This is a genomic window from Mesohalobacter halotolerans, from assembly GCF_006120725.1.
In the GTDB taxonomy this organism is placed as follows: Bacteria; Bacteroidota; Bacteroidia; order Flavobacteriales; family Flavobacteriaceae; genus Psychroflexus; species Psychroflexus halotolerans.
Genome location: NZ_SWMU01000003.1, coordinates 512,620 through 532,709, shown reverse-complemented (window position 1 = coordinate 532,709; position 20,090 = coordinate 512,620). Strand labels below are relative to the sequence as shown.

General features: G+C 35.9%; 17 protein-coding genes and 1 tRNA gene. 12 read left to right on the top strand and 6 right to left on the bottom strand.

The annotated features are described in order from the left end of the window. Positions 1-16 precede the first annotated feature (16 nt). The 7 genes from FCN74_RS09505 (at position 17) to FCN74_RS09475 (ending at position 7,179) form a co-directional block, all read left to right on the top strand. On the top strand, positions 17-793 hold the full coding sequence (locus tag FCN74_RS09505) for an alpha/beta fold hydrolase (RefSeq protein ID WP_138932349.1): 777 nt from the start codon (positions 17-19) through the stop codon (positions 791-793). 147 nt (positions 794-940) lie between these two features. Continuing rightward, entirely contained in the window at positions 941-2,098 is a 1,158-nt protein-coding gene (locus FCN74_RS09500; protein WP_138932348.1) for a 3-hydroxyacyl-CoA dehydrogenase NAD-binding domain-containing protein, read from the top strand. 15 nt (positions 2,099-2,113) lie between these two features. Then, positions 2,114-2,884, top strand: a complete 771-nt coding sequence (locus FCN74_RS09495; protein ID WP_138932347.1) for a TatD family hydrolase — start codon at positions 2,114-2,116, stop codon at positions 2,882-2,884. A 10-nt stretch (positions 2,885-2,894) separates the two neighbouring features. Then, positions 2,895-3,932: an asparaginase gene (locus tag FCN74_RS09490; protein WP_138932346.1), complete on the top strand. Its 1,038-nt coding sequence runs from the start codon at positions 2,895-2,897 to the stop codon at positions 3,930-3,932. Positions 3,933-3,993: 61 nt separating this feature from the next. After that, positions 3,994-4,082, top strand: a tRNA-Ser gene (locus FCN74_RS09485). 374 nt (positions 4,083-4,456) lie between these two features. Next, on the top strand, positions 4,457-5,716 hold the full coding sequence (locus FCN74_RS09480; RefSeq protein ID WP_138932345.1) for a permease: 1,260 nt from the start codon (positions 4,457-4,459) through the stop codon (positions 5,714-5,716). 422 nt (positions 5,717-6,138) lie between these two features. After that, complete coding sequence (locus tag FCN74_RS09475; protein WP_138932344.1) at positions 6,139-7,179, top strand: Fic family protein; 1,041 nt, start codon at positions 6,139-6,141, stop codon at positions 7,177-7,179. 15 nt (positions 7,180-7,194) lie between these two features. On the opposite strand, the gene FCN74_RS09470 is transcribed toward FCN74_RS09475, so the two are convergent. The 5 genes from FCN74_RS09470 to lepA form a co-directional block, all read right to left on the bottom strand. Then, positions 7,195-8,580, bottom strand: a complete 1,386-nt coding sequence (locus FCN74_RS09470) for a dipeptidase (RefSeq protein ID WP_138932343.1) — start codon at positions 8,578-8,580, stop codon at positions 7,195-7,197. Between the two features lie 402 nt (positions 8,581-8,982). Next, positions 8,983-9,594 carry an IMPACT family protein gene (locus FCN74_RS09465; RefSeq protein ID WP_138932342.1) on the bottom strand — a complete coding sequence of 204 codons (612 nt, stop codon included), beginning with the start codon at positions 9,592-9,594 and terminating at the stop codon, positions 8,983-8,985. Between the two features lies 1 nt (position 9,595). Beyond that, a complete protein-coding gene (locus tag FCN74_RS09460; RefSeq protein WP_138932341.1) occupies positions 9,596-10,477 on the bottom strand; it encodes an EamA family transporter in 882 nt (293 codons plus the stop codon). Then, positions 10,474-11,088: an HAD family hydrolase gene (locus tag FCN74_RS09455; protein ID WP_246062602.1), complete on the bottom strand. Its 615-nt coding sequence runs from the start codon at positions 11,086-11,088 to the stop codon at positions 10,474-10,476. The genes FCN74_RS09460 and FCN74_RS09455 overlap by 4 nt, the downstream gene beginning before the upstream one ends. Before the next feature lie 259 nt (positions 11,089-11,347). Further along, the gene (gene lepA, locus FCN74_RS09450; protein ID WP_138932340.1) at positions 11,348-13,144 is read right to left on the bottom strand and encodes a translation elongation factor 4; all 1,797 of its coding nucleotides are present in this window, start codon (positions 13,142-13,144) and stop codon (positions 11,348-11,350) included. A gap of 123 nt (positions 13,145-13,267) precedes the next feature. On the opposite strand from lepA, the gene FCN74_RS09445 reads away from it, so the two are divergent. Next, complete coding sequence (locus FCN74_RS09445; protein ID WP_138932339.1) at positions 13,268-13,855, top strand: TlpA family protein disulfide reductase; 588 nt, start codon at positions 13,268-13,270, stop codon at positions 13,853-13,855. 10 nt (positions 13,856-13,865) lie between these two features. Here FCN74_RS09445 and FCN74_RS09440 read toward each other — a convergent pair whose 3' ends face one another. Beyond that, entirely contained in the window at positions 13,866-15,272 is a 1,407-nt protein-coding gene (locus tag FCN74_RS09440; RefSeq protein ID WP_138932338.1) for a DUF4369 domain-containing protein, read from the bottom strand. Between the two features lie 130 nt (positions 15,273-15,402). Here FCN74_RS09440 and FCN74_RS09435 point away from each other — a divergent pair, with 130 nt between their 5' ends. The 4 genes from FCN74_RS09435 to FCN74_RS09420 all read left to right on the top strand — a co-directional run bounded on the left by FCN74_RS09435 (position 15,403) and on the right by FCN74_RS09420 (position 20,081). Then, positions 15,403-17,034 (top strand): ABC-F family ATP-binding cassette domain-containing protein, encoded by a 1,632-nt coding sequence (locus tag FCN74_RS09435; RefSeq protein WP_138932337.1) that lies wholly within the window; start codon positions 15,403-15,405, stop codon positions 17,032-17,034. A 107-nt stretch (positions 17,035-17,141) separates the two neighbouring features. Next, positions 17,142-18,047: a hypothetical protein gene (locus tag FCN74_RS09430; protein ID WP_138932336.1), complete on the top strand. Its 906-nt coding sequence runs from the start codon at positions 17,142-17,144 to the stop codon at positions 18,045-18,047. Positions 18,048-18,605: 558 nt separating this feature from the next. Then, positions 18,606-19,595 carry a ligase-associated DNA damage response exonuclease gene (locus FCN74_RS09425; RefSeq protein WP_138932335.1) on the top strand — a complete coding sequence of 330 codons (990 nt, stop codon included), beginning with the start codon at positions 18,606-18,608 and terminating at the stop codon, positions 19,593-19,595. A 171-nt stretch (positions 19,596-19,766) separates the two neighbouring features. Beyond that, positions 19,767-20,081 carry a GIY-YIG nuclease family protein gene (locus tag FCN74_RS09420; RefSeq protein WP_138932334.1) on the top strand — a complete coding sequence of 105 codons (315 nt, stop codon included), beginning with the start codon at positions 19,767-19,769 and terminating at the stop codon, positions 20,079-20,081. The last annotated feature ends 9 nt before the right edge of the window (positions 20,082-20,090 follow it).

Here is a 20,090-nt window from a genome sequence, read left to right as displayed (position 1 = left end):
ACATATTTTAGCAAAAATGTTGCACTACACTACATATTTGCATAATGAAAAAAAGCCATGGGTTACATTTGTACATGGTGCTGGCGGGAGTTCGACAATTTGGTTTAAACAGATTCGAGATTTTAAATTACACTTTAATGTCTTATTACTAGACCTTAGAGGTCACGGTAACTCAAAGCCTAAACTCAAAGACAGTTTTAAAAACGATTATACTTTTGATAGTATTTCGTATGATATCATTGAGGTTTTAGACTATTTAAAAATAAAAAAAACACATTTTATAGGAATTTCTCTGGGAACTATCATTATTAGAAATATTGCAGAAAACTATCCTGACCGCGTTGATAAAATGATTCTTGGAGGGGCGATGATGAAATTAAATGTGAGGTCACGTTTTTTAATGAAACTTGGTGTCGCTTTTAAATCTGTTATACCTTATATGTTATTGTATAAGCTTTTTGCTTTTATCATTATGCCACGAAAAAATCACAAAGATTCCCGTTTGTTATTTGTAATTGAAGCGAAAAAACTTTACCAAAAAGAATTTATTCGCTGGTTTAAATTAGCTTCAGAGATAAACCCACTTTTAAAATTCTTTAGAGAAAAAGAATCTCATATTCCTTCTCTTTATGTGATGGGAGAACAAGATCATCTGTTCTTGCCGGGCATTAAAAAAATTGCTCAACAACAAAAAAAAGCAAGACTGCAGATTATCGAAAATTGCGGACATGTCGTCAATGTCGAACAACCTATTTTCTTCAATAAACACAGTATTGCATTCTTGAAAGTGTAGTGCGTTTTTTTATCCCAATTATTTAGAAAATCACAGGATTAATACTCTTAAACTACAAGTCAATTCTTTTGATGGAATGGGCTAAATACAAAATATTATATCAATATTTTCAATAGAATAATCCTATATTTGAACTAAAAATACAAAATGGTTATAGGTGTTATTGGAGCTGGGACTATGGGAAGCGGAATTGCGCAAATTGCTTCGACCCAAGGTTGTCAAGTTGTTTTATTTGACAAAAACCCTAAGGTTTTACAGCAATCAAAAGAAAAACTAGAAAAAATTTTAAATCGTCTGATTGAAAAATCAAGACTAACGGAAGAAGAAAAACTTGATATTATAAATCGGATTACTTATTCAAAAGATTTAAAAGACTTTAAAACTGCAGAATTTTGTATAGAAGCTATCATTGAAGACCTTGAGGTCAAGCAACAAGTATTTAAAGACTTGGAACAAATCATCTCTAAAGATGCTGTGATAGCGACCAACACCTCATCATTGTCTATTGCTTCAATAGCTTCCGCCTTAAAACATCCTGAGCGGTGTTTAGGGGTGCATTTTTTCAATCCAGCACCTTTGATGCCTTTGGTCGAAATTATTCCAGCGGTTCAAACTGATAAAATAGTCTTTGATCAGATTTTTGAAATGATAAAGTCTTGGGGGAAGACCCCTGTGAGGGCTAAAGATACACCAGGGTTTATCGTCAACCGTGTGGCACGCCCATTTTACGGAGAAGCTTTGAGAATTCTTGAAGAAGACATCGCCGATGTGGCGACAATAGATTGGGCAATGACAGCATTAGGGCATTTTAAAATGGGACCATTCCAGTTGATGGATTTTATTGGTCATGATGTCAATTACGCTGTTACCGAAACGGTGTTTAAGGCTTTCTACTACGACCCTAGATACAAGCCTTCATTCACTCAAAAGCGTCTTGCTGAAGCAGGTTATTTAGGACGAAAAACAGGAAAAGGGTTTTACGATTATAACAATGAGTCTATAAACCCAAAACCCACAGAAGATGAAAAATTAGGATATCATATTTTAAACAGAATCCTTGTGATGCTTATCAATGAGGCTGCTGATGCTTTATACCTCAATATTGCTTCAGCTGAAGATATCGAATTAGCGATGACCAAAGGCGTAAATTACCCTAAAGGTCTTCTGTCTTGGGCAAACGAGCGTGGTATCCATTGGTGTGTTCAGCGCATGGATGATTTATATCACCAATACCACGAAGACCGTTACCGATGTAGTCCAATGCTAAGGAAACTTCATACAGAAAACAAGCAGTTTAAGCTATAAAACTATTTTTGTCAATTGATTTTAACAGATACCCACACACATTTATACAGTCAAGCCTTTGATGATGATCGCCAAGAAGTCATACAAGAGGCTTTAAAAAGTAACATTAAGCGTTTTTTTATACCGGCCATAGATTCTGAAACGACAAACGCGATGTACGCTCTCGAAAAGGCATATCCTGAAAACATATTTTTGATGATGGGTTTACACCCAACTTCGGTCCAGCCTAAGACTTATCTGAAAGAATTACAACATGTTGAAAATCAATTTAAAACCAGAGATTTTTATGCCGTAGGCGAAATTGGTATCGACTTGTATTGGGACAAAAGCACTTTAGGGACCCAACAGGAGGCTTTTCATCGTCAAATTGAATTGGCACAAGTCTATGAACTACCCATTGTGATTCATTGCCGTGAGGCTTTTGATGAAGTTTTTGAGGTATTAGAACAGCATAAAGGTGATGACTTACACGGTATTTTCCATTGCTTTACAGGAAATTATGAGCAAGCGATGCAAGCGATTTCATACAATATGCATCTCGGTATAGGTGGTGTAGTTACTTTTAAAAATGGTAAAATTGATCAATTTTTAAATCAAATTGACTTGAAGCATATTGTTTTAGAAACAGACTCACCGTATTTAACCCCAAAACCTTATCGCGGCAAGCGGAACCAAAGCGCATATTTAACGTATATTGCAGAAAAACTAGCAGAAATTTACAGTCAGTCTCTAGAGCAAATTGCTGAAATTACAACAGCAAATTCTAAACGGATTTTTGGCGTTTAAATTTAATAAAATGACAACATCAGGTTCAAAACTTTTATTGATTTACACGGGTGGAACCATAGGTATGATACGTGAAAAAGATCAAGGCAGTTTAAAAGCTTTTAACTTTGATGAGCTATTGTCTAAAATTCCGGAAATCAAACTTCTAGACCACAAAATTGACACCTTGAGTTTTGACCAACCAATAGATTCCTCAGATTTTGGATTAATACAATATCGTGAGTTGGCACAAATTATATACGATCATTACAGCAATTATGATGGCTTTGTGGTTTTACATGGCAGTGATACCATGTCTTATACGGCTTCTGTTCTTTCGTTTATGTTAGAAAATTTATCAAAACCCATCATTTTTACCGGATCTCAATTGCCAATTGGGGATTTACGCACCGATGCTAAAGAAAACCTCATCTCTAGCATTCAAATTGCCGGGTTAAAACAAAATGGAAGACCTGTCATCAAAGAAGTTGGCTTGTATTTTGAATACAAACTCTATAGAGCCAACAGAACTACAAAAGTCAATGCTGAGCATTTTGAAGCTTTTGACTCGCCCAATTATCCATCACTCATTCAATCTGGTGTAAATCTTAAAGTTAATTATTCGGCTGTCAAACGCGTCAGAAAAATTAAAGAACTCGTATTACATAAAGACTTAGAAGATCAAATCTTACTGTTAAAGTTATTTCCGGGACTCAATCAAAAGGTGTTTGAGTCACTTATTAATATCCCCTGTATTAAAGGTATAGTTTTAGAAAGTTTTGGAAGTGGTAATTTTAAAACCGATGACTGGTTTGTAGAAGGTATTCGCAGAAAAATTAATCAATCTGTCCCGGTAGTTAACATCACACAATGTAGTGGTGGACAAGTTACAATGGGAAAATACTATACCAGTGAACGTTTACAGAAAATAGGAGTAATTTCTGGTAGTGATATGACTACGGAAGCAACAATCGCCAAGATGATGTTTATGCTGCCTAAACGTTTGAGTATGAAGGTTTTTAAAACCATTTTTGAAGCATCCCTACGTGGCGAAGTCAGCGAGAGCTAAAGGTTTTAAAATCCAAAACTGTTGTAGAAACCCTTAATTATGTTTTAATTTGCAAATCTATAGAGAGGTGGCCGAGTGGTCGAAGGCGCACGCCTGGAAAGCGTGTATTCCGTTATCGCGGAATCGAGGGTTCGAATCCCTTCCTCTCTGCAAAAGAAAATCCATCTCGAAGAATTTCGGGATGGGTTTTTTATTTTCAGAAGCGTTGAAAACCACAAGTTTTCATAAGCGAATGGAAATAAATAAACCTAGGCTGCGATAGCAGACTGGATTTTCATGCTTGCTCCAGATTACCCGAAATGGGATCATAGCAATAATCCCTTCCTTTTTGCAAAAGAAAATTCACTAGACTGGTGCTCTTCTATGACAAGGGTCTTAAACCAAACCGTCCCGATGCGATTCGGAATAGTTTATCCTACTCATCGAGGTAAAATAAACTTTCTGAAATTAATTTTGGTTTAGTTTCAACTTTATTTTAAAAATCTATTGGCAAAATCTGGCCGTATATTTCGTATTTTTGTAATATGAAATATGTAGAAACATTCTTTCAAACCCTATGGGATCTCACATTAGAAATGTCGCCTTATTTATTATTAGGGTTTTTAATTGCAGGTTTACTCAATGGTGTTTTTTCAAAGGATTGGCTGCAACGTCAACTGGGAAAACCGGGATGGAAGTCTTCTATAAAATCTGCTTTATTTGGTGTGCCTTTACCATTGTGTTCCTGCGGAGTCATACCAACAGGCGTTTCACTTTATAAAAAAGGCGCTTCAAAAGGGGCGACAACATCATTTTTAATTTCCACACCACAAACTGGAATTGATAGTATTCTTGTTACTTACGCCTTAATGGGTTGGGCTTACGCCATTGTTAGACCAATAATAGCTTTTATTACAGGAATTTTCGGTGGCTTTTTTGTCGATAATTTTGACAAAGTCAATGACGATATTAAAGACGCAGAGTCTTGTAACGATTGTGCCGTAGAGCCTTCAAAACAACATTGGTTTAACCGCATTTTTAAATACGCCTTTGTCACCTTTTTACAAGACATTTCGCGTTGGCTTATTATCGGTCTGGTTTTAGCCAGTATTATCAGTATGTTGGTCCCAGAACAATTCTTTGAGCAAGGAATTCTATCCGAACCTATTTTAGCAATGCTCATTGTTTTAGTGGCTAGTATACCACTTTATGTGTGTGCAACAGCCAGCGTTCCCATTGCTGCTGTATTATTGATGAAAGGGATTTCACCAGGTGCTGCGATTGTTTTTTTAATGGCAGGACCTGCAACCAATATTGCCACTTTTACAGTCATTTGGAATGCCATTGGCAAACGAATGACTCTAATTTATCTGTCGAGCATTATTGGCGGAGCAATGTTCTTTGGTTTAATTATCGATTATGTTTTGCCAGAAGCCTGGCTTCAGTACTTCAGTGTTACAGAAGTTGTAAGTCAACATCATCATTTGTTACCGCACTGGTTAAGCTTTGCTTCAGCGCTGATTTTGACTTTACTTATTTTAAATGTAGAACTTAGAAAACTCATCCCCAAAAAATCAATACCTATGGAAAATCAAAATAATTCACATAAAACCTATAATGTTAAAGGCATGACCTGTAACCATTGTGTGGCCAATGTCAATAAGCACCTTTCAGAAGCTGACCAAGTTAAAACCGTCGATGTTGATTTGGCTTCAGGACATGTAAAAATTCAAGGTGAAATTTCTGAGGACAAAGTCAAAGCCATTGTGGAAGATATTGGCTACGAATATGCAGGGAAAGTTTAGATGGCTACAAATATCTATCATAATGTGCTTACCCCGCTTGCAGCGCGGTCGGGCTATCCACTATATTTTTTTGGGCTTGCCAAGTCTCAGTAAGCTTTTAGAGATTACCGCTTTTGGCGGCACTCTCAAAAAGCAACTTCGCTAAATCAACCCCAAAAAAAGATGCCGTTCCTATCCCTAAGCTAAACTGAAACCTCCTGGGTTTTTGGTCACTGAGTGGAGTCGAAGTGACCAAAAATCTGTAAGGTGTAAAATAGGCGATAGCTTTTAAGCTTTCAACGCCGCAAAACGCATATACAAATGCGTAAGCGTTTCAATACCTTTGAGAAAACTATATTGTAGCTCATTTTCGATAAAAATACTTATTAAAATCTGCTCAATATGAGCTTAATACCATATATTTGTGAGCTTAAAATAATGAAATGTTAAATCAAAGACATCAACAAATTATTGATTACATTAAAAATAATGCAGGAAGTTCTTCTAAAGAAATTTTTGACAACTTAGCTATTTCTGTGAGTTACGCAACTTTGAAACGAAGTCTAAAAAAATTAATATCTAAGGAATACATAGTTTCACAAGGTCAAGGTAAAGCAACAAAGTATTTTCTCTCACCCTCATATGAACTTATTCAACCTATTGATATTGATAAATATTACGAAAATGAAATTGATGAAAGACAAATTAAATCAACCTTTAACTTTGCGTTAGTTAATCAAATCTTGAATAAAAACAGCATATTTACTGAAAATGAATTAAACAAGCTCAAAATTTTGCAAAAGGAATATGAAGATAACATCAAAGACTTAAATCCAGCCACTTACCAAAAAGAATTGCAAAGACTTGCTATTGATTTGAGTTGGAAATCTTCTCAAATTGAGGGTAACACTTACTCGTTATTAGAAACAGAACGACTTTTAAAGGAAAAACATACGGCATCAGGAAAAACAAAAGAAGAAGCTGTAATGCTTCTCAACCATAAAGAAGCACTCGATTTTATTATTGAAAACAAGGACTATTTAATTCCATTAACGGTATCAAAAATAGAAAACATTCATAGGCTTTTAACTAAAGAACTTGGTGTTGAAAAGAATTTAAGAAAGAGACGCGTAGGTATTTCAGGAACCAATTATAGACCACTCGACAACGAGTTTCAGATTTTAGAAGCCCTTGAAGGTGCGTGTAAAATAATTAACAACAAAGCTTGTATTTTTGAAAAGGCTTTACTAGCACTTATTCTCATTTCATATATTCAGCCATTTATGGACGGCAACAAACGAACCTCAAGAATTGTTAGCAATGCCATTTTATTAAACTACAATCATTGTCCTATATCATTTAGAACGGTCGAATCAATAGCTTATAAAAAAGCAATGTTATTATTTTATGAACAAAATAATATTTCTAATTTCAAGAATATTTTTATTGAACAATTTGAATTTGCAGTTAAAACTTACTTTTAAAAAACAAAACTGGACTTAAGCTTTCAAGGCCGTAAAATGTTTATAAAAATGCGGAATTGTTTCAATGCCTTTGAGGAAATTCCAAACCCCAAAATGTTCATTCGGTGAATGAATCGCATCGGTATCCAAACCAAAGCCCATTAAGATGGTTTTAGAGTTAAAGGCATTTTCAAACAACGACACAATTGGAATACTGCCACCACTTCTAAGCGGTATTGCAGATTTGCCGAACGTATCCTGAAACGCCTTGTCGGCAGCTTGGTATTCTATACTGTCGATAGGGGTGACATAGCCTTGACCACCATGATGAGGTTTGACTTCTACCTTGACGCTCTCAGGTGCAATCGATTCAAAATGGGTTTTAAATAGTTCAGTGATTCCTTTCCAGTCTTGATTTGGGACCAAACGCATAGATATTTTAGCAAAAGCTTTACTTGGGATCACGGTTTTAGCGCCTTCGCCAATGTAACCGCCCCAAATGCCATTCACATCCAGTGTAGGTCTTATGGAATTGCGTTCATTGGTGGTATAGCCTTTTTCACCGTGAACATCACCGATACCAATTGATTGTTTATATTGTTCCAAATTGAAAGGCGCTTCAGCCATTTTATCCCGTTCTTCTTTACTTAATTCCTCAACTTTATCATAAAATCCTGGTATAGTTATACGGTTATTTTCATCTTGAAGAGACGCTATCATCTGCGTTAAAATATTAATAGGATTGGCTACAGCACCACCATATAAACCTGAATGCAAGTCTCGATTTGGCCCGGTGACTTCAACTTCTACATAACTCAGACCACGTAATCCGGTAGTGATTGAAGGATGCTCTTTGCTGATCATCCCGGTGTCTGAAATTAAAATCACATCGTTAGCTAACATCGCATTGTGTTCATTGATAAAATCTTCAAGGTGTTCACTGCCAACTTCTTCTTCGCCTTCGATCATAAATTTGACGTTGCAGGGTAAATCATTTTCAGCCATCATGAACTCAAAAGCTTTGACGTGCATATACATCTGTCCTTTGTCATCGCAAGCGCCACGGGCAAAAATAGCACCATCAGGATGAATATCAGTTTTTTTTATCACTGGCTTAAATGGTGGTGAATCCCATAAACCTAAAGGATCTGGTGGCTGCACATCATAATGGCCATAAACCAATACAGTTGGTAAACTGGCGTCGATTATTTTTTCTCCAAAAACCACAGCATGACCTTTGGTAGGATAGATTTTTACCCTATCACAACCTGCAGACTCAAGTTGATCGGCCACCATTTGCGCAGCATCTTTCATCGATGCTTTGTAGGAAGAATCTGCACTTATGGAAGGAATTTTCAGTAAGTTTATGAGTTCGTTAATGAATCGGTCTTGATGTTTTTCGACGTATGCTCTAGAGTTCATAGTTGTAGTTTAATTTAAGACTTTAAAATTAATGAATTTTAGTAAGGTATTGGCCAGAGTGTTCGTGATAATTGTCAGTTCAATTAAGCTTGTCGAAAGACAATTATTTTTGAATTCTTCCGCTGGACTAAACTCTCCAAAAACGCACTCGAACTCACAGTTTTTGTGATGCCTGTCAGCTCGAGCCCGTCTGCCTGGTCGGCAGGTGGTCACGACATTTTCGTCGGGATTGTATCGAGAGCTATCTAGACGTCAAGCTTTTCCAAACCACTTTTATGTAAAGTTACTCCTTGCGTGAGGGATAGCAGTGGAAAGCCCGCATACTGACCGTTAGCGTCAGTAGAGGACTTGTAACGGATAGCCCGACTCCCACTTTATTGCGGGAGGCACGCCCAAATTATTTTATTCTAAAATTTTAACTTCTAAACCGTAAACCTGCTCAAAACGGGATTTGACTTTGTTAAAATCGTTTTGCCGAATGCTGATAATAAATTTGCAATGGATTTTTAGGTCTTGTTCTATGATGTTGAGGTTTAAATCCTTGACTAGACGCATCACCTCGTTCATCAGTTTGTATTCACAGGTGATTTGTATCTGTTTGTCAATGGTATGGGTGTGGATTTTGGTCTGTTCTAAAGCCATTTTGGCGGTGGTTTTATAGGCTGAAATCAGACCACCGACGCCAAGTTTGGTGCCACCAAAATAGCGCACCACGACCACGAGACAATTGGTTACTTCAAAAGATTGGAGTTGTCCGTAAATGGGCACACCGGCAGAGTTATTGGGCTCGCCGTCGTCATTGGCTTTGTAATTGTCGTAGGTTTTACCGAGTTGCCAGGCGTAACAGAAATGACGGGCTTTATGATGTTGACTTTTAAGTTGTTCTAAAGCTTGTTCAATATCAGTTTCACCTTGAACGGGAAAGGCATAACCATAAAATTTGCTGCCTTTGTCTTTAAATACAACTTCTTTTGAGGGGGTTGTAAGGCTTTTGTATTCGTCTTTTTTAAGCAAATTAGTTTAAATTGTAGTTAGCCAAAGCTACTAAAATTATACTCAAAAGGGCTAAACCAATGCCGATTTTGTTTTTGCGCAAGAGGTGTTCTTTAAAGAGCAAAATGCCTACAATAGTTGATAATACGACGATAGAGACATTGTTGATCACAAAGACAATGGAGCTGTCCAAGTTAGGATTACGCAGTGCTTGAATGATAAAATAAATAGAAAAATAGTTGGGCACGCCAAGCGCAATGCCACCGATGATGTCTTTTACCCTAAAAAAGGTTTTGTGCTTGACAAATCTAACGCCAAAAACCAAACTTCCCGTCAGTGCTGCAAACAAAAAAATTGAAGCTGAAAATACAGGTGTTTCAATGGAAGGCACAAAATCGTTTTGCAACACTTTGATGCTGGATTCTATGATACCGCTACCGATAAAGACGGCAAAGGGCAGAAGTAGAGCAGATTTATTGACTTTTAGACCGTCTTTGGTTTTTGCAGACACCAAATACACTGAAACAAGGGCAAGGATGATGCCTAAAACTTTGAGTATAGACAAGCTCTCGCCATAGTAGAAAATTACAAAAATCACAGGAATACTCAAACTCATTTTACTGGCAACTGACACGACTGAAATCCCATGTTTTTGCGTAGTCATGACCATGAGGTAAAAGATCAAAATAAATAATACACCTAGACTCGCCGCAGGCCAAAACCATTCAAATTGTTGAATTTCAGTGAGTTTTATGGACGTGCTTTGAATACTAAAGCCGAGAATAAAAGCCGTAAAATAATTGACAATTAGCGCATTTAACGTATTGATGTTAAATCTTGAAAAAGATTTAAACGCCACATATATAAGCGTTGATGAAATGACGCTAAAGATGAGTTCTATCACAGATGTAAATGTTTTTGTTGAAACAATTGCGTGACATCATCGGTTTTGGGGTTGAGATGCCAAGTCTGCAAATCTAAACATTTTGCCGACTCAATATGCTCTTGGGTATCGTCTATAAATAAAGTTTCTTTAGCTTTTAAATTGTGTTGATTAAGAATGAATTCAAACACAGAAGCGTCAGGTTTTCTGAGGTGAATTTTGTGAGAAAGGTAAAAGCCTTCAAAACAGGATTTAAAGTCTTCATATTGTGAAATATTCGCTTTAACCCATTGAATATGTAGTGCGTTGGTGTTGCTCAATAGAAATAAACGGTATTGATTCTTTGCTTTTAGGTTTTGAAGAAAATCAAGTCGATGTCGAGGGAAATTTTTGAGAATGCTGTTCCAGGCATTAGTAAACGTATTTTTGTCTAGTGATTGAAATTTTTCGGTGTAAAATTGAATAAATGCTTCGGTTGAGATTAATCCTCTTTCGTATTTTTTATTGACAGCAATGGTTTCGTGGTCAAATTCAGAAATGCCAAAATTTTGAAGATGTTGTTCTGTTGCAGATTTGTCAAGATTAAGAAAGACATCGCCAAAATCGAATATGATATTTTTTATGGGTTTCAAGTTCAAAGTTTCAAGTTGAGAAGTTTGAAGCTATTGTTGTTATGGGTTTTGGTTTCTCGCAAAGGCGCTAAGACACAAAGTTAAAATGTTTTAAGTTTTAGATGCTATCGTTTTTATATGTCATTCTGAAAAATCCGACTTTGGAGCATTTGTTCAGAATCTTTGGGTTGCTTTTGATTCTATTGACCATTTCAGCTCCGCTCAATGCGAGTCTATTTTTACTATTGTAATACTCTAACTTTAAACTTTTAACTGTAATTTAATCATTCAACTTCAACACCGCCATAAAGGCTTCCTGTGGAATTTCTACATTACCAACGGCGCGCATGCGTTTTTTACCCTTTTTTTGCTTTTCTAATAATTTTCTTTTCCTAGAGATATCACCACCGTAACATTTTGCAGTAACATCTTTTCTTAAGGCTTTGACGGTTTCTCTAGCTATAATTTTACTACCAATAGCGGCTTGAATTGGAATATCAAATTGTTGTCTTGGAATGAGTTCTTTGAGTTTTATACACATTCGCTTCCCAATATCATAAGCATTATCAAAATGAATTAAAGCTGATAAAGCGTCAACCGTATTGCCGTTGAGCAGTACATCGACCTTGACCAATTTTGAAGTACGCAAACCAATAGGGGAATAATCAAAAGAAGCATAACCTTTAGACACGGTTTTTAAACGATCATAAAAATCGAAGACAATTTCGGCCAGAGGCATATCAAATGTCAATTCTACACGTTCTGTGGTCAGATAAGTTTGATTGGTGATTTCGCCGCGCTTTTCAATACAAAGCGACATGACCGGTCCAACAAAATCGGCTTTGGTGATGATGCTAGCTTTGATGTATGGCTCTTCAACATGGTCTATTGTTGATGGGTCAGGTAAATCCGACGGATTACTTACAATTATGGGTTCATCAGGCTCTTTGGTCGAGTAGGCGTGGTAAGATACGTTGGGTACTGTGGTGATTACTGTCATATCAAATTCGCGCTCTAAGCGTTCCTGAATAATTTCAAGATGCAACATGCCGAGAAATCCACATCTAAACCCAAAACCTAAAGCTGCAGAACTCTCTGGGGTAAAAATTAATGAGGCGTCGTTGAGTTGTAATTTTTCCATACAGGCTCTTAGCTCTTCGTAGTCTTCGGTATCTACGGGATAAATCCCAGCAAAAACCATGGGCTTGACGTCTTCAAATCCTGAAACGGCTTTTTGGGTTGGATTTTCAGCATCGGTGATGGTATCGCCAACTTTAACTTCTCTGGCGTCTTTGATGCCTGTGATGAGGTAGCCTACATCGCCGGCTTTAATTTCTTGTTTAGGAAACTGAACCAGTTTTAAGGTGCCAATTTCATCGGCGCTATAAGCTTTGTTGGTAGCGACAAATTTAATTTGTTGATTTTTTTTGATGCTGCCGTCAAAGACTCTAAAATAAGTTTCAACACCACGAAAGGGATTGTAAACAGAATCAAATACCAAAGCTCTAAGCGGGGCATTTTCATCGCCTTTTGGGGCGGGAACTCTAGTGATTATAGCTTTAAGGATGTCTTCAATACCGATACCGTTTTTGGCACTGGCAGGAATGATTTCATCTCTATCACATCCAATCAAATCGACAATATCGTCGGTGACTTCTTCGGGATTTGCAGAAGGTAAATCAATTTTGTTGAGTACGGGAATAATTTCCAAATCGTTTTCTAAAGCCAGGTACAGATTAGAAATGGTCTGCGCTTGAATACTTTGAGCCGCATCTACAACGAGTAAAGCACCTTCACAAGCGGCAATAGATCGCGAAACCTCATAAGAAAAATCGACGTGACCAGGTGTGTCAATCAAATTTAGTACGTATTCTTGCCCTTCGTAAGTATAAACCATTTGAATGGCATGACTTTTTATGGTAATGCCACGTTCTCGTTCTAAGTCCATATTGTCTAGCAATTGTTCTTGCTTTTCGCGGGCTGTAACAGAATTTGTAGAGTCTAAAAGCCTATCTGCCAAAGTGCTTTTACCATGGTCAATATGGGCGATGATACAGAAATTTCGAATGTGCTTCATAGTCTATTGCAATTGGCTGCAAATATAAGAGAAATGCCTAGGCTTTGGCTGCTTAGGTGTAGATTTTTAAAATTACTGTAAGTTTGTATAAACATAAATTACCTAATGTAAAATTGAAGCCATATGAACAAAACAGCCTCAACCCAATCGTTTGATGTTAAAGCGTTTTTTAAAAAACAGTGGTCTAATATTTTATTTTTTATTGTGGTTTTATTGTTTATCATTCCAGACAGTAGAATGGTCATACAGTCAGAACTTGCTTCTTTATTTAGTGGTACACCAACTTTAATTAAAAATGAGAGTAGAGAAAAACTTTCAAATTATAATTTGGTTTTAAAAGCCTTAGACGGTCAGCAGGTGAATTTAAACCAATCACAAAACAAGCCTGTATTAATCAACTTTTGGGCGACCTGGTGCGCGCCGTGTTTAGCGGAGATGCCTGATTTGGATGAACTCTACAAGACTTTTCAGGGTGAAGTTGATTTTTACTTTATCTCTCAAGAATCTCCTGAAGTTTTAAAGAAATTTATGGCCTCAAAACAATATGAATTACCTGTATATATTCAAAAATCTAAGTTACCCGCACCGTTAACCAATAAGGCAATCCCTAGTACTTTCCTTATTCATCCCAATGGAGAAATTTTGGCTAAAGCCACTGGTGCTGCAAAATGGAATGATAAAGAGATTCATCAAATCATAAAAAACATGTAAACACGTTGGTTTATTGAGAAGCTATAAAATCTTCGATATGTTTGTCAAATTCGATATTTGATAATATGATTTCACTTTTTTTAACAATGCAATCTTTATTGAGAAAAATGACTTTGTTGAGATAATTGCGATAAAAAGCGGCGTGATTTTCTGCTACTATCATAAATTCATTTTCAGAATTGCAATTAAAATTTTTAACAGCATCTAACCACTTATCAGGATTTTTGTAGTCTATATTGATACCAATAAATTGGATATTGGGATATTTTGTTTTAAGCTCTTTGATTTTTTTGATTCTTAATTTATGATGGCTAGGCGACTGAACAGACCACGAATAGACTACGCTTAGGTTTTTTTTCATCACATCTTCTAATTCGTGATTTTTGAAATCTTTTGATTTGATTTTGACATGCTTTAAATCGGCATCAACAATAAGTGAACTTTGAAAATTAACTAAAGCTTTGAGTCTATTTTTATCAGCTTTGGAAAAGTCAAATTTTTCTATCAGTTTAGAGGTGTGTTTTAGATGTTCAGGGGTTTGAGCATAAATAATTTCTTCTTGAATAAAACGCTGCAAAAATTGTTTCCTCAAATTTTTATGTTCAACCAAACTATCGACAAGCTGAATTCTATGATCAAGATTATTGTAGGTGTTTAAGTCATAACAGTCTTTTGAAGGATGTATTTTTTGGCATAGCTCTATTGATAGATTTTTTAAATAATTATCTAAAAAACGATGATACCCAAAAAGGTTAGATGTATTTTTATATTTAAAATCAATATTATCTCTATAACTGTAAAAATTTTCACTTATATTCCTAGCCTTTTTATGGTTATATTTATTCATTAAGAACGCGTAACGTTCTCGCATGTCATAATATTCAAAATCTATACTCTTTTGTGCAATCTTTAAAAACTCTTCACTGAGTTGGTGTTTTTCTTTTAAGCTTTTCAGTTTATGTTCTCTAGAAGTTTTGATAGAGTCTGTTTTGAATTGAAAGTCTTCTGGGGATATCTTATAATAGGACAGGATAAGTTCTGAGTTTTTTTGATTAAGCAAATAGTTTTCAATCAAAAAATTATTTTCAATACCACTTGTGCCATCATAGACCAGAGACTCGTCAAACTGGAGTGTATTTACCCTTAGTTTTAGGCTATCATGTGGTTCTAGATAAACAATTTGAGGATCATAGCCGTGTTTAAAGGTTAATAATCCGGGCTCTTTGAGGTTAAATTCATAGGAAAAATGCCCATTCTTATCTATTGGGATACTATCAATGATGCTGTCTTGTTGTAATAAAATAACGTAATCGTCCTTGGGGTTCACTATTCCTCCGCCAAAGTAAGTGAGGTCATTACGATTGTTTGAGCAAGCTAAAAATAATAGACTAATCAAGCAGACTACAACATTTCTCATATTCCATATTTAAAACAAATATAGAATGATGAATTTTAGTCTGTTGTTAACTCATCGTTAAAAGCTTATATCTTTATGATTTACTTTACACAATAGTAGAATATTCATACTTTTGCAAAAATTTTTAGCTATGCTTTCAGTCTCTAACTTATCAGTTCAATTTGGCAAACGTGTGCTTTTTGATGAAGTTAATACCACATTCACAAGTGGTAATTGTTATGGCATCATTGGTGCTAATGGTGCCGGAAAATCAACATTTCTCAAAATCATATCGGGTCAAATGGAACCGACGTCAGGTCATGTCAGCCTAGAACCCGGAAAGCGCATGTCTGTTTTAGAGCAAGATCACAGTGCTTATGATGATTTTCCCGTTTTAGAGACGGTTTTAATGGGCAATCAGCCGCTTTACAAAATCAAAAAAGAAATGGATGATATTTATGCTAAGGAAGATTTTAGTGAAGCTGATGGCGAACGCGTCGGCGTCCTACAAGTTGATTTTGAAGAAATGGATGGTTGGAATGCAGAGAGTAATGCTGCTTCACTTCTATCTAATCTTGGCATCGAACCCGAATTACATTATAATCATATCAAAGATTTAGATGGTACTCAAAAAGTTAGAGTCTTGCTCGCCAAAGCTTTATTTGGAAATCCTGATGTGTTAATTATGGATGAGCCGACCAATGATTTAGATTATGAAACCATCAGTTGGCTGGAAAATTTTTTAGCCAATTACGATAACTGTGTCATAGTCGTTTCTCACGACAGGCATTTTTTGGATGAGGTGTGTACTCATATTTCTGACATTGATTTTGGGAAAATCACCCACTACAGCGGCAACTACACGTTTTGGTATGAGTCCTCTCAACTCGCAGCAAGACAACGCGCACAACAAAACAAAAAAGCAGAAGAAAAGAAAAAAGAATTACAACAATTTATTGAACGTTTTAGTGCCAATGTGGCTAAATCTAAACAAGCGACCTCACGTAAAAAAATGATTGAAAAATTAGATATCGAAAATATTAAACCCTCCAGCAGACGATATCCTGCCATTATTTTTGAACGTGAACGCGAGGCAGGGAATCAAATTTTGAACGTAAACAATCTTAGCGCAGAAATCGATGGCGAAACCCTGTTTAGTAAAATAAACATCAATCTGGCTAAAGGCGATAAAACCTTTATCTACTCCAGAGACTCCAGAGCTACGACGGCATTTTATGAAATTATAAATGGGAAACAAGCGCAAAAGTCAGGGGATTTTGAATGGGGAATTACAACCTCTCAAAGCTATTTGCCTAACGACAATTCTGAATTTTTTGACAACAAACTGACTCTAGTCGATTGGTTAAGGCAATGGGCTAAAACCGATGAAGAACGCGAAGAAGTCTATATCAGAGGATTTTTAGGCAAAATGTTGTTTAGAGGCGACGAAGCTTTGAAAACCGCTGACGTACTTTCCGGTGGTGAAAAAGTGAGATGTATGCTCAGTCGAATGATGATGATTCGGGCCAATGTTTTAATCATTGATGAACCTACAAATCACCTGGATCTTGAATCGATTACTGCGTTCAATAATGCTCTAACTAACTACAAAGGTAACGTCATTTTTACCACTCACGACCATCAATTTGCACAAACCGTCGCTAATCGTGTCATTGAGTTAACACCTAATGGCGTAATTGATAAATACGCCACCTTTGAAGAATACATGAGTGACCCAACCGTGAAAACTCAACGCGAAAAATTGATGGCAGAAACTGCTTGATTGACTTCTATTTATACTAAAACTTACCTAAATTCTATATTTTAACCATATTTTTTATAGATATAAGTTTTATTTGTATATTGTTCAAATACATACAGCAAATAAGTATGATCAACTTTCAAAAAACACTTGATTTTTTTTATGGTGTTTTTATATCAGAAAAAAGTAAAGTACGAGCTGAACGGTTTATTTTAAACTTAGCTCTGATCAGCTTTGTTATTCACCTCATTCTCATATTTCTCAATTATTTGGGAATCACCAATTTTTTATCTGACGCTGCATTACTCAAAAACCCAATATCAGCAATTTATACCCCATTTTCATTCATTTTGATCTATGAGGTGTACATGTTGATCTTTTATTTACCTAAATCTTTCACCAATTATGTAACCAAGCAGTACGAAATTATAACCCTGATCATTGTCAGACGACTGTTTAAAGACTTAGCGGCTTTAGAAATCTCATCAAATTGGTTTACCATTAAAGAAGATTTGGTTTTTACCTACGATTTGGTTGCTTCTTTGGTCTTGTTTTTTCTCATATTTTTATTTCAAAAATATGGACGTCAAAAGTATGAGATTGAAGAAGATATGACGGATAGAGTTCAGCGATTTATTACTAAAAAGAAAATTATTGCAGTCATATTGGTTCCATTATTTATTATCATGGCCACATATACGCTTGTAGATTGGGGAATGGATATCTCCCTTAAAAATGAAGAATTACCTTCCTTTGAAAGCATTAATAATCTATTTTTTGATCACTTTTTTACCGTCTTAATTTTAGTAGATGTGTTGCTGTTGCTCTTTTCTTTTTTCTATACCGATCAGTTTCATAAAATTATCAGAAATTCAGGCTTTATTATCTCGACGATTTTAATACGTATATCCTTTGGAGTAACTGGTCTCATCAATACGGCTTTAATTGTCTCGGCGGTTCTCTTTGGATTGTTGATCATTTTGATTCACAACCGTTACGAAAAAAATCTAAGTGCCGAGCAGTTGAAAGAGTGATTTGGTCAACTTCTTAACTAGTTAATGTTGGTCGATCATTTTTCGTTTATTATTTCCGTTTACTGCAAGCAAACAATTCACTTAATTTTTTGTGGCTTATAAAAAATCCCATAAAGCGATATTAGGTATTTTATGAGATTTAATTATTTTTGATTATCAAATTATTAAATTATCAAATTTTATGCAACGCTTAAGCTTAAAACAGCACAAAAAAGTGTATTGGATAATATTAATAATTTGTTATTCCATTATTTTGCTTGAAATCCTTAAAATCTATCACAAATGGAATGTTTCTGAGGTTCTATTCTATGCTTGTCACATGGTTTTGTTTGTCCTTTGGCTCATCATTTTAAGAGATATGATTCAAAATCGATTGTTCAACAAAGCTTTCTGGATACTTTCCATGTTTATATTACCACCAATCTGTTTGCCGAGTTACCTTTGGCTAAGAGAAAAGTTGCTGAGGTGATTTTACTATGTTTCCTATAAAACTACTAAACCCTTCATAATTATTGATCAATAATTAGAATTAAAACTTTAATTCTGTATTTTTATTAAATGTCTCAACCCTTACTAGAATCCAACAACAAAGGCATATATTGCAGTCAAGCCGATGTTTACATCGATCCGTGGCGACCAGTAAAGAAAGCCATAATCACTCACGGCCACGCAGACCATTCCAGATATGGGCATAAAAAGTATATTACACATCATCTCAATATTCCAATTATCAAACACCGATTGGGAAAAATCAATGTCAGTGGAGTAGAGTGGAAGGAAAATTTTACAATCAATAATGTCAAGTTTAGTCTACATCCTGCGGGTCATATCATTGGGAGTTCACAAGTTCGTGTAGAATACAATGGCGAAGTTTGGGTCGTCTCTGGCGACTATAAAACTGAGGATGACGGGATTTCTGGGACTTTTCAACCCATAAAGTGCCACAGCTTTATTACGGAATGTACGTTTGGTTTGCCGGTGTTTAAATGGCAACCTCAAAAAGAGGTTTTCGATGAAATGAACAATTGGTGGAAAGACAATCAAGATAACAATATGACATCAGTTGTCATGGTGTATTCTCTGGGTAAAGCTCAAAGGGTTTTGAACTATTTAAACTCCGATATTGGAACAATATACACTCACGGCGCTATAGAAAATATGACCGATGTTTTAAGAAAAAACTACGACTTTCCCGAAACGATTAAAATTACGAGGGAGACAAAAAAGATCGACTTGAAAGGTAATATTGTGATAGCTCCACCAAGCGCTCACGGCACAACTTGGATGCGTAAAATGGTACCTTATGTGACTGCTTCTGCAAGCGGCTGGATGAGTACAAGAGGCGCCCGACGTCGCCGCGCTATCGATAGAGGATTTGTGCTTAGTGATCATGCCGATTGGGATGGATTAATTTCGGCAATTAAAGCGACAGAATGCGAAAAAGTAATTTGTACTCATGGCTATACCAATATTTTTTCAAGATATTTAAAAACCCTCGGCTACGACGCCAGAACAGAACAAACGCAATATGAAGAAGATGAAGATTGAGACTCTAACACCCAAGGCGGTGACTTCGATACATTTGGCTAACGCCAAACACTCAGTCACCTCGGTTAGGAATAAAATTATAATTATGAATCAAAAAAAAATTCTGGTGGCTGAGTGATTTTTTCGGAATGATGAATTATATCGAAGCCACCATTTCAAAAGTAAAGCAAAATGGCTAAAGGTTATATGTCCATATTAGAATGTTATGATGGTACTTACTATATAGGAAGTACTAAGCATTTAGAAAGAAGAATAAGTCAACACCAGGATGGAAAAGGGGCAAATTATACAGCTAAAAGATTGCCGGTGCTCTTGTTGTATTATGAAGAATACGATAGAATAGACAAGGCATTCTACAGAGAAAAACAAATTCAAGGATGGAGTAGAAAAAAGAAAGAAGCTTTGATGAATGGTGCAACAAACTTATTGCCAAAACTCGCAAAAAAAGTATTTATTAAGAAGAATAAAAACAATAACAAAAAATAAATGCCATGA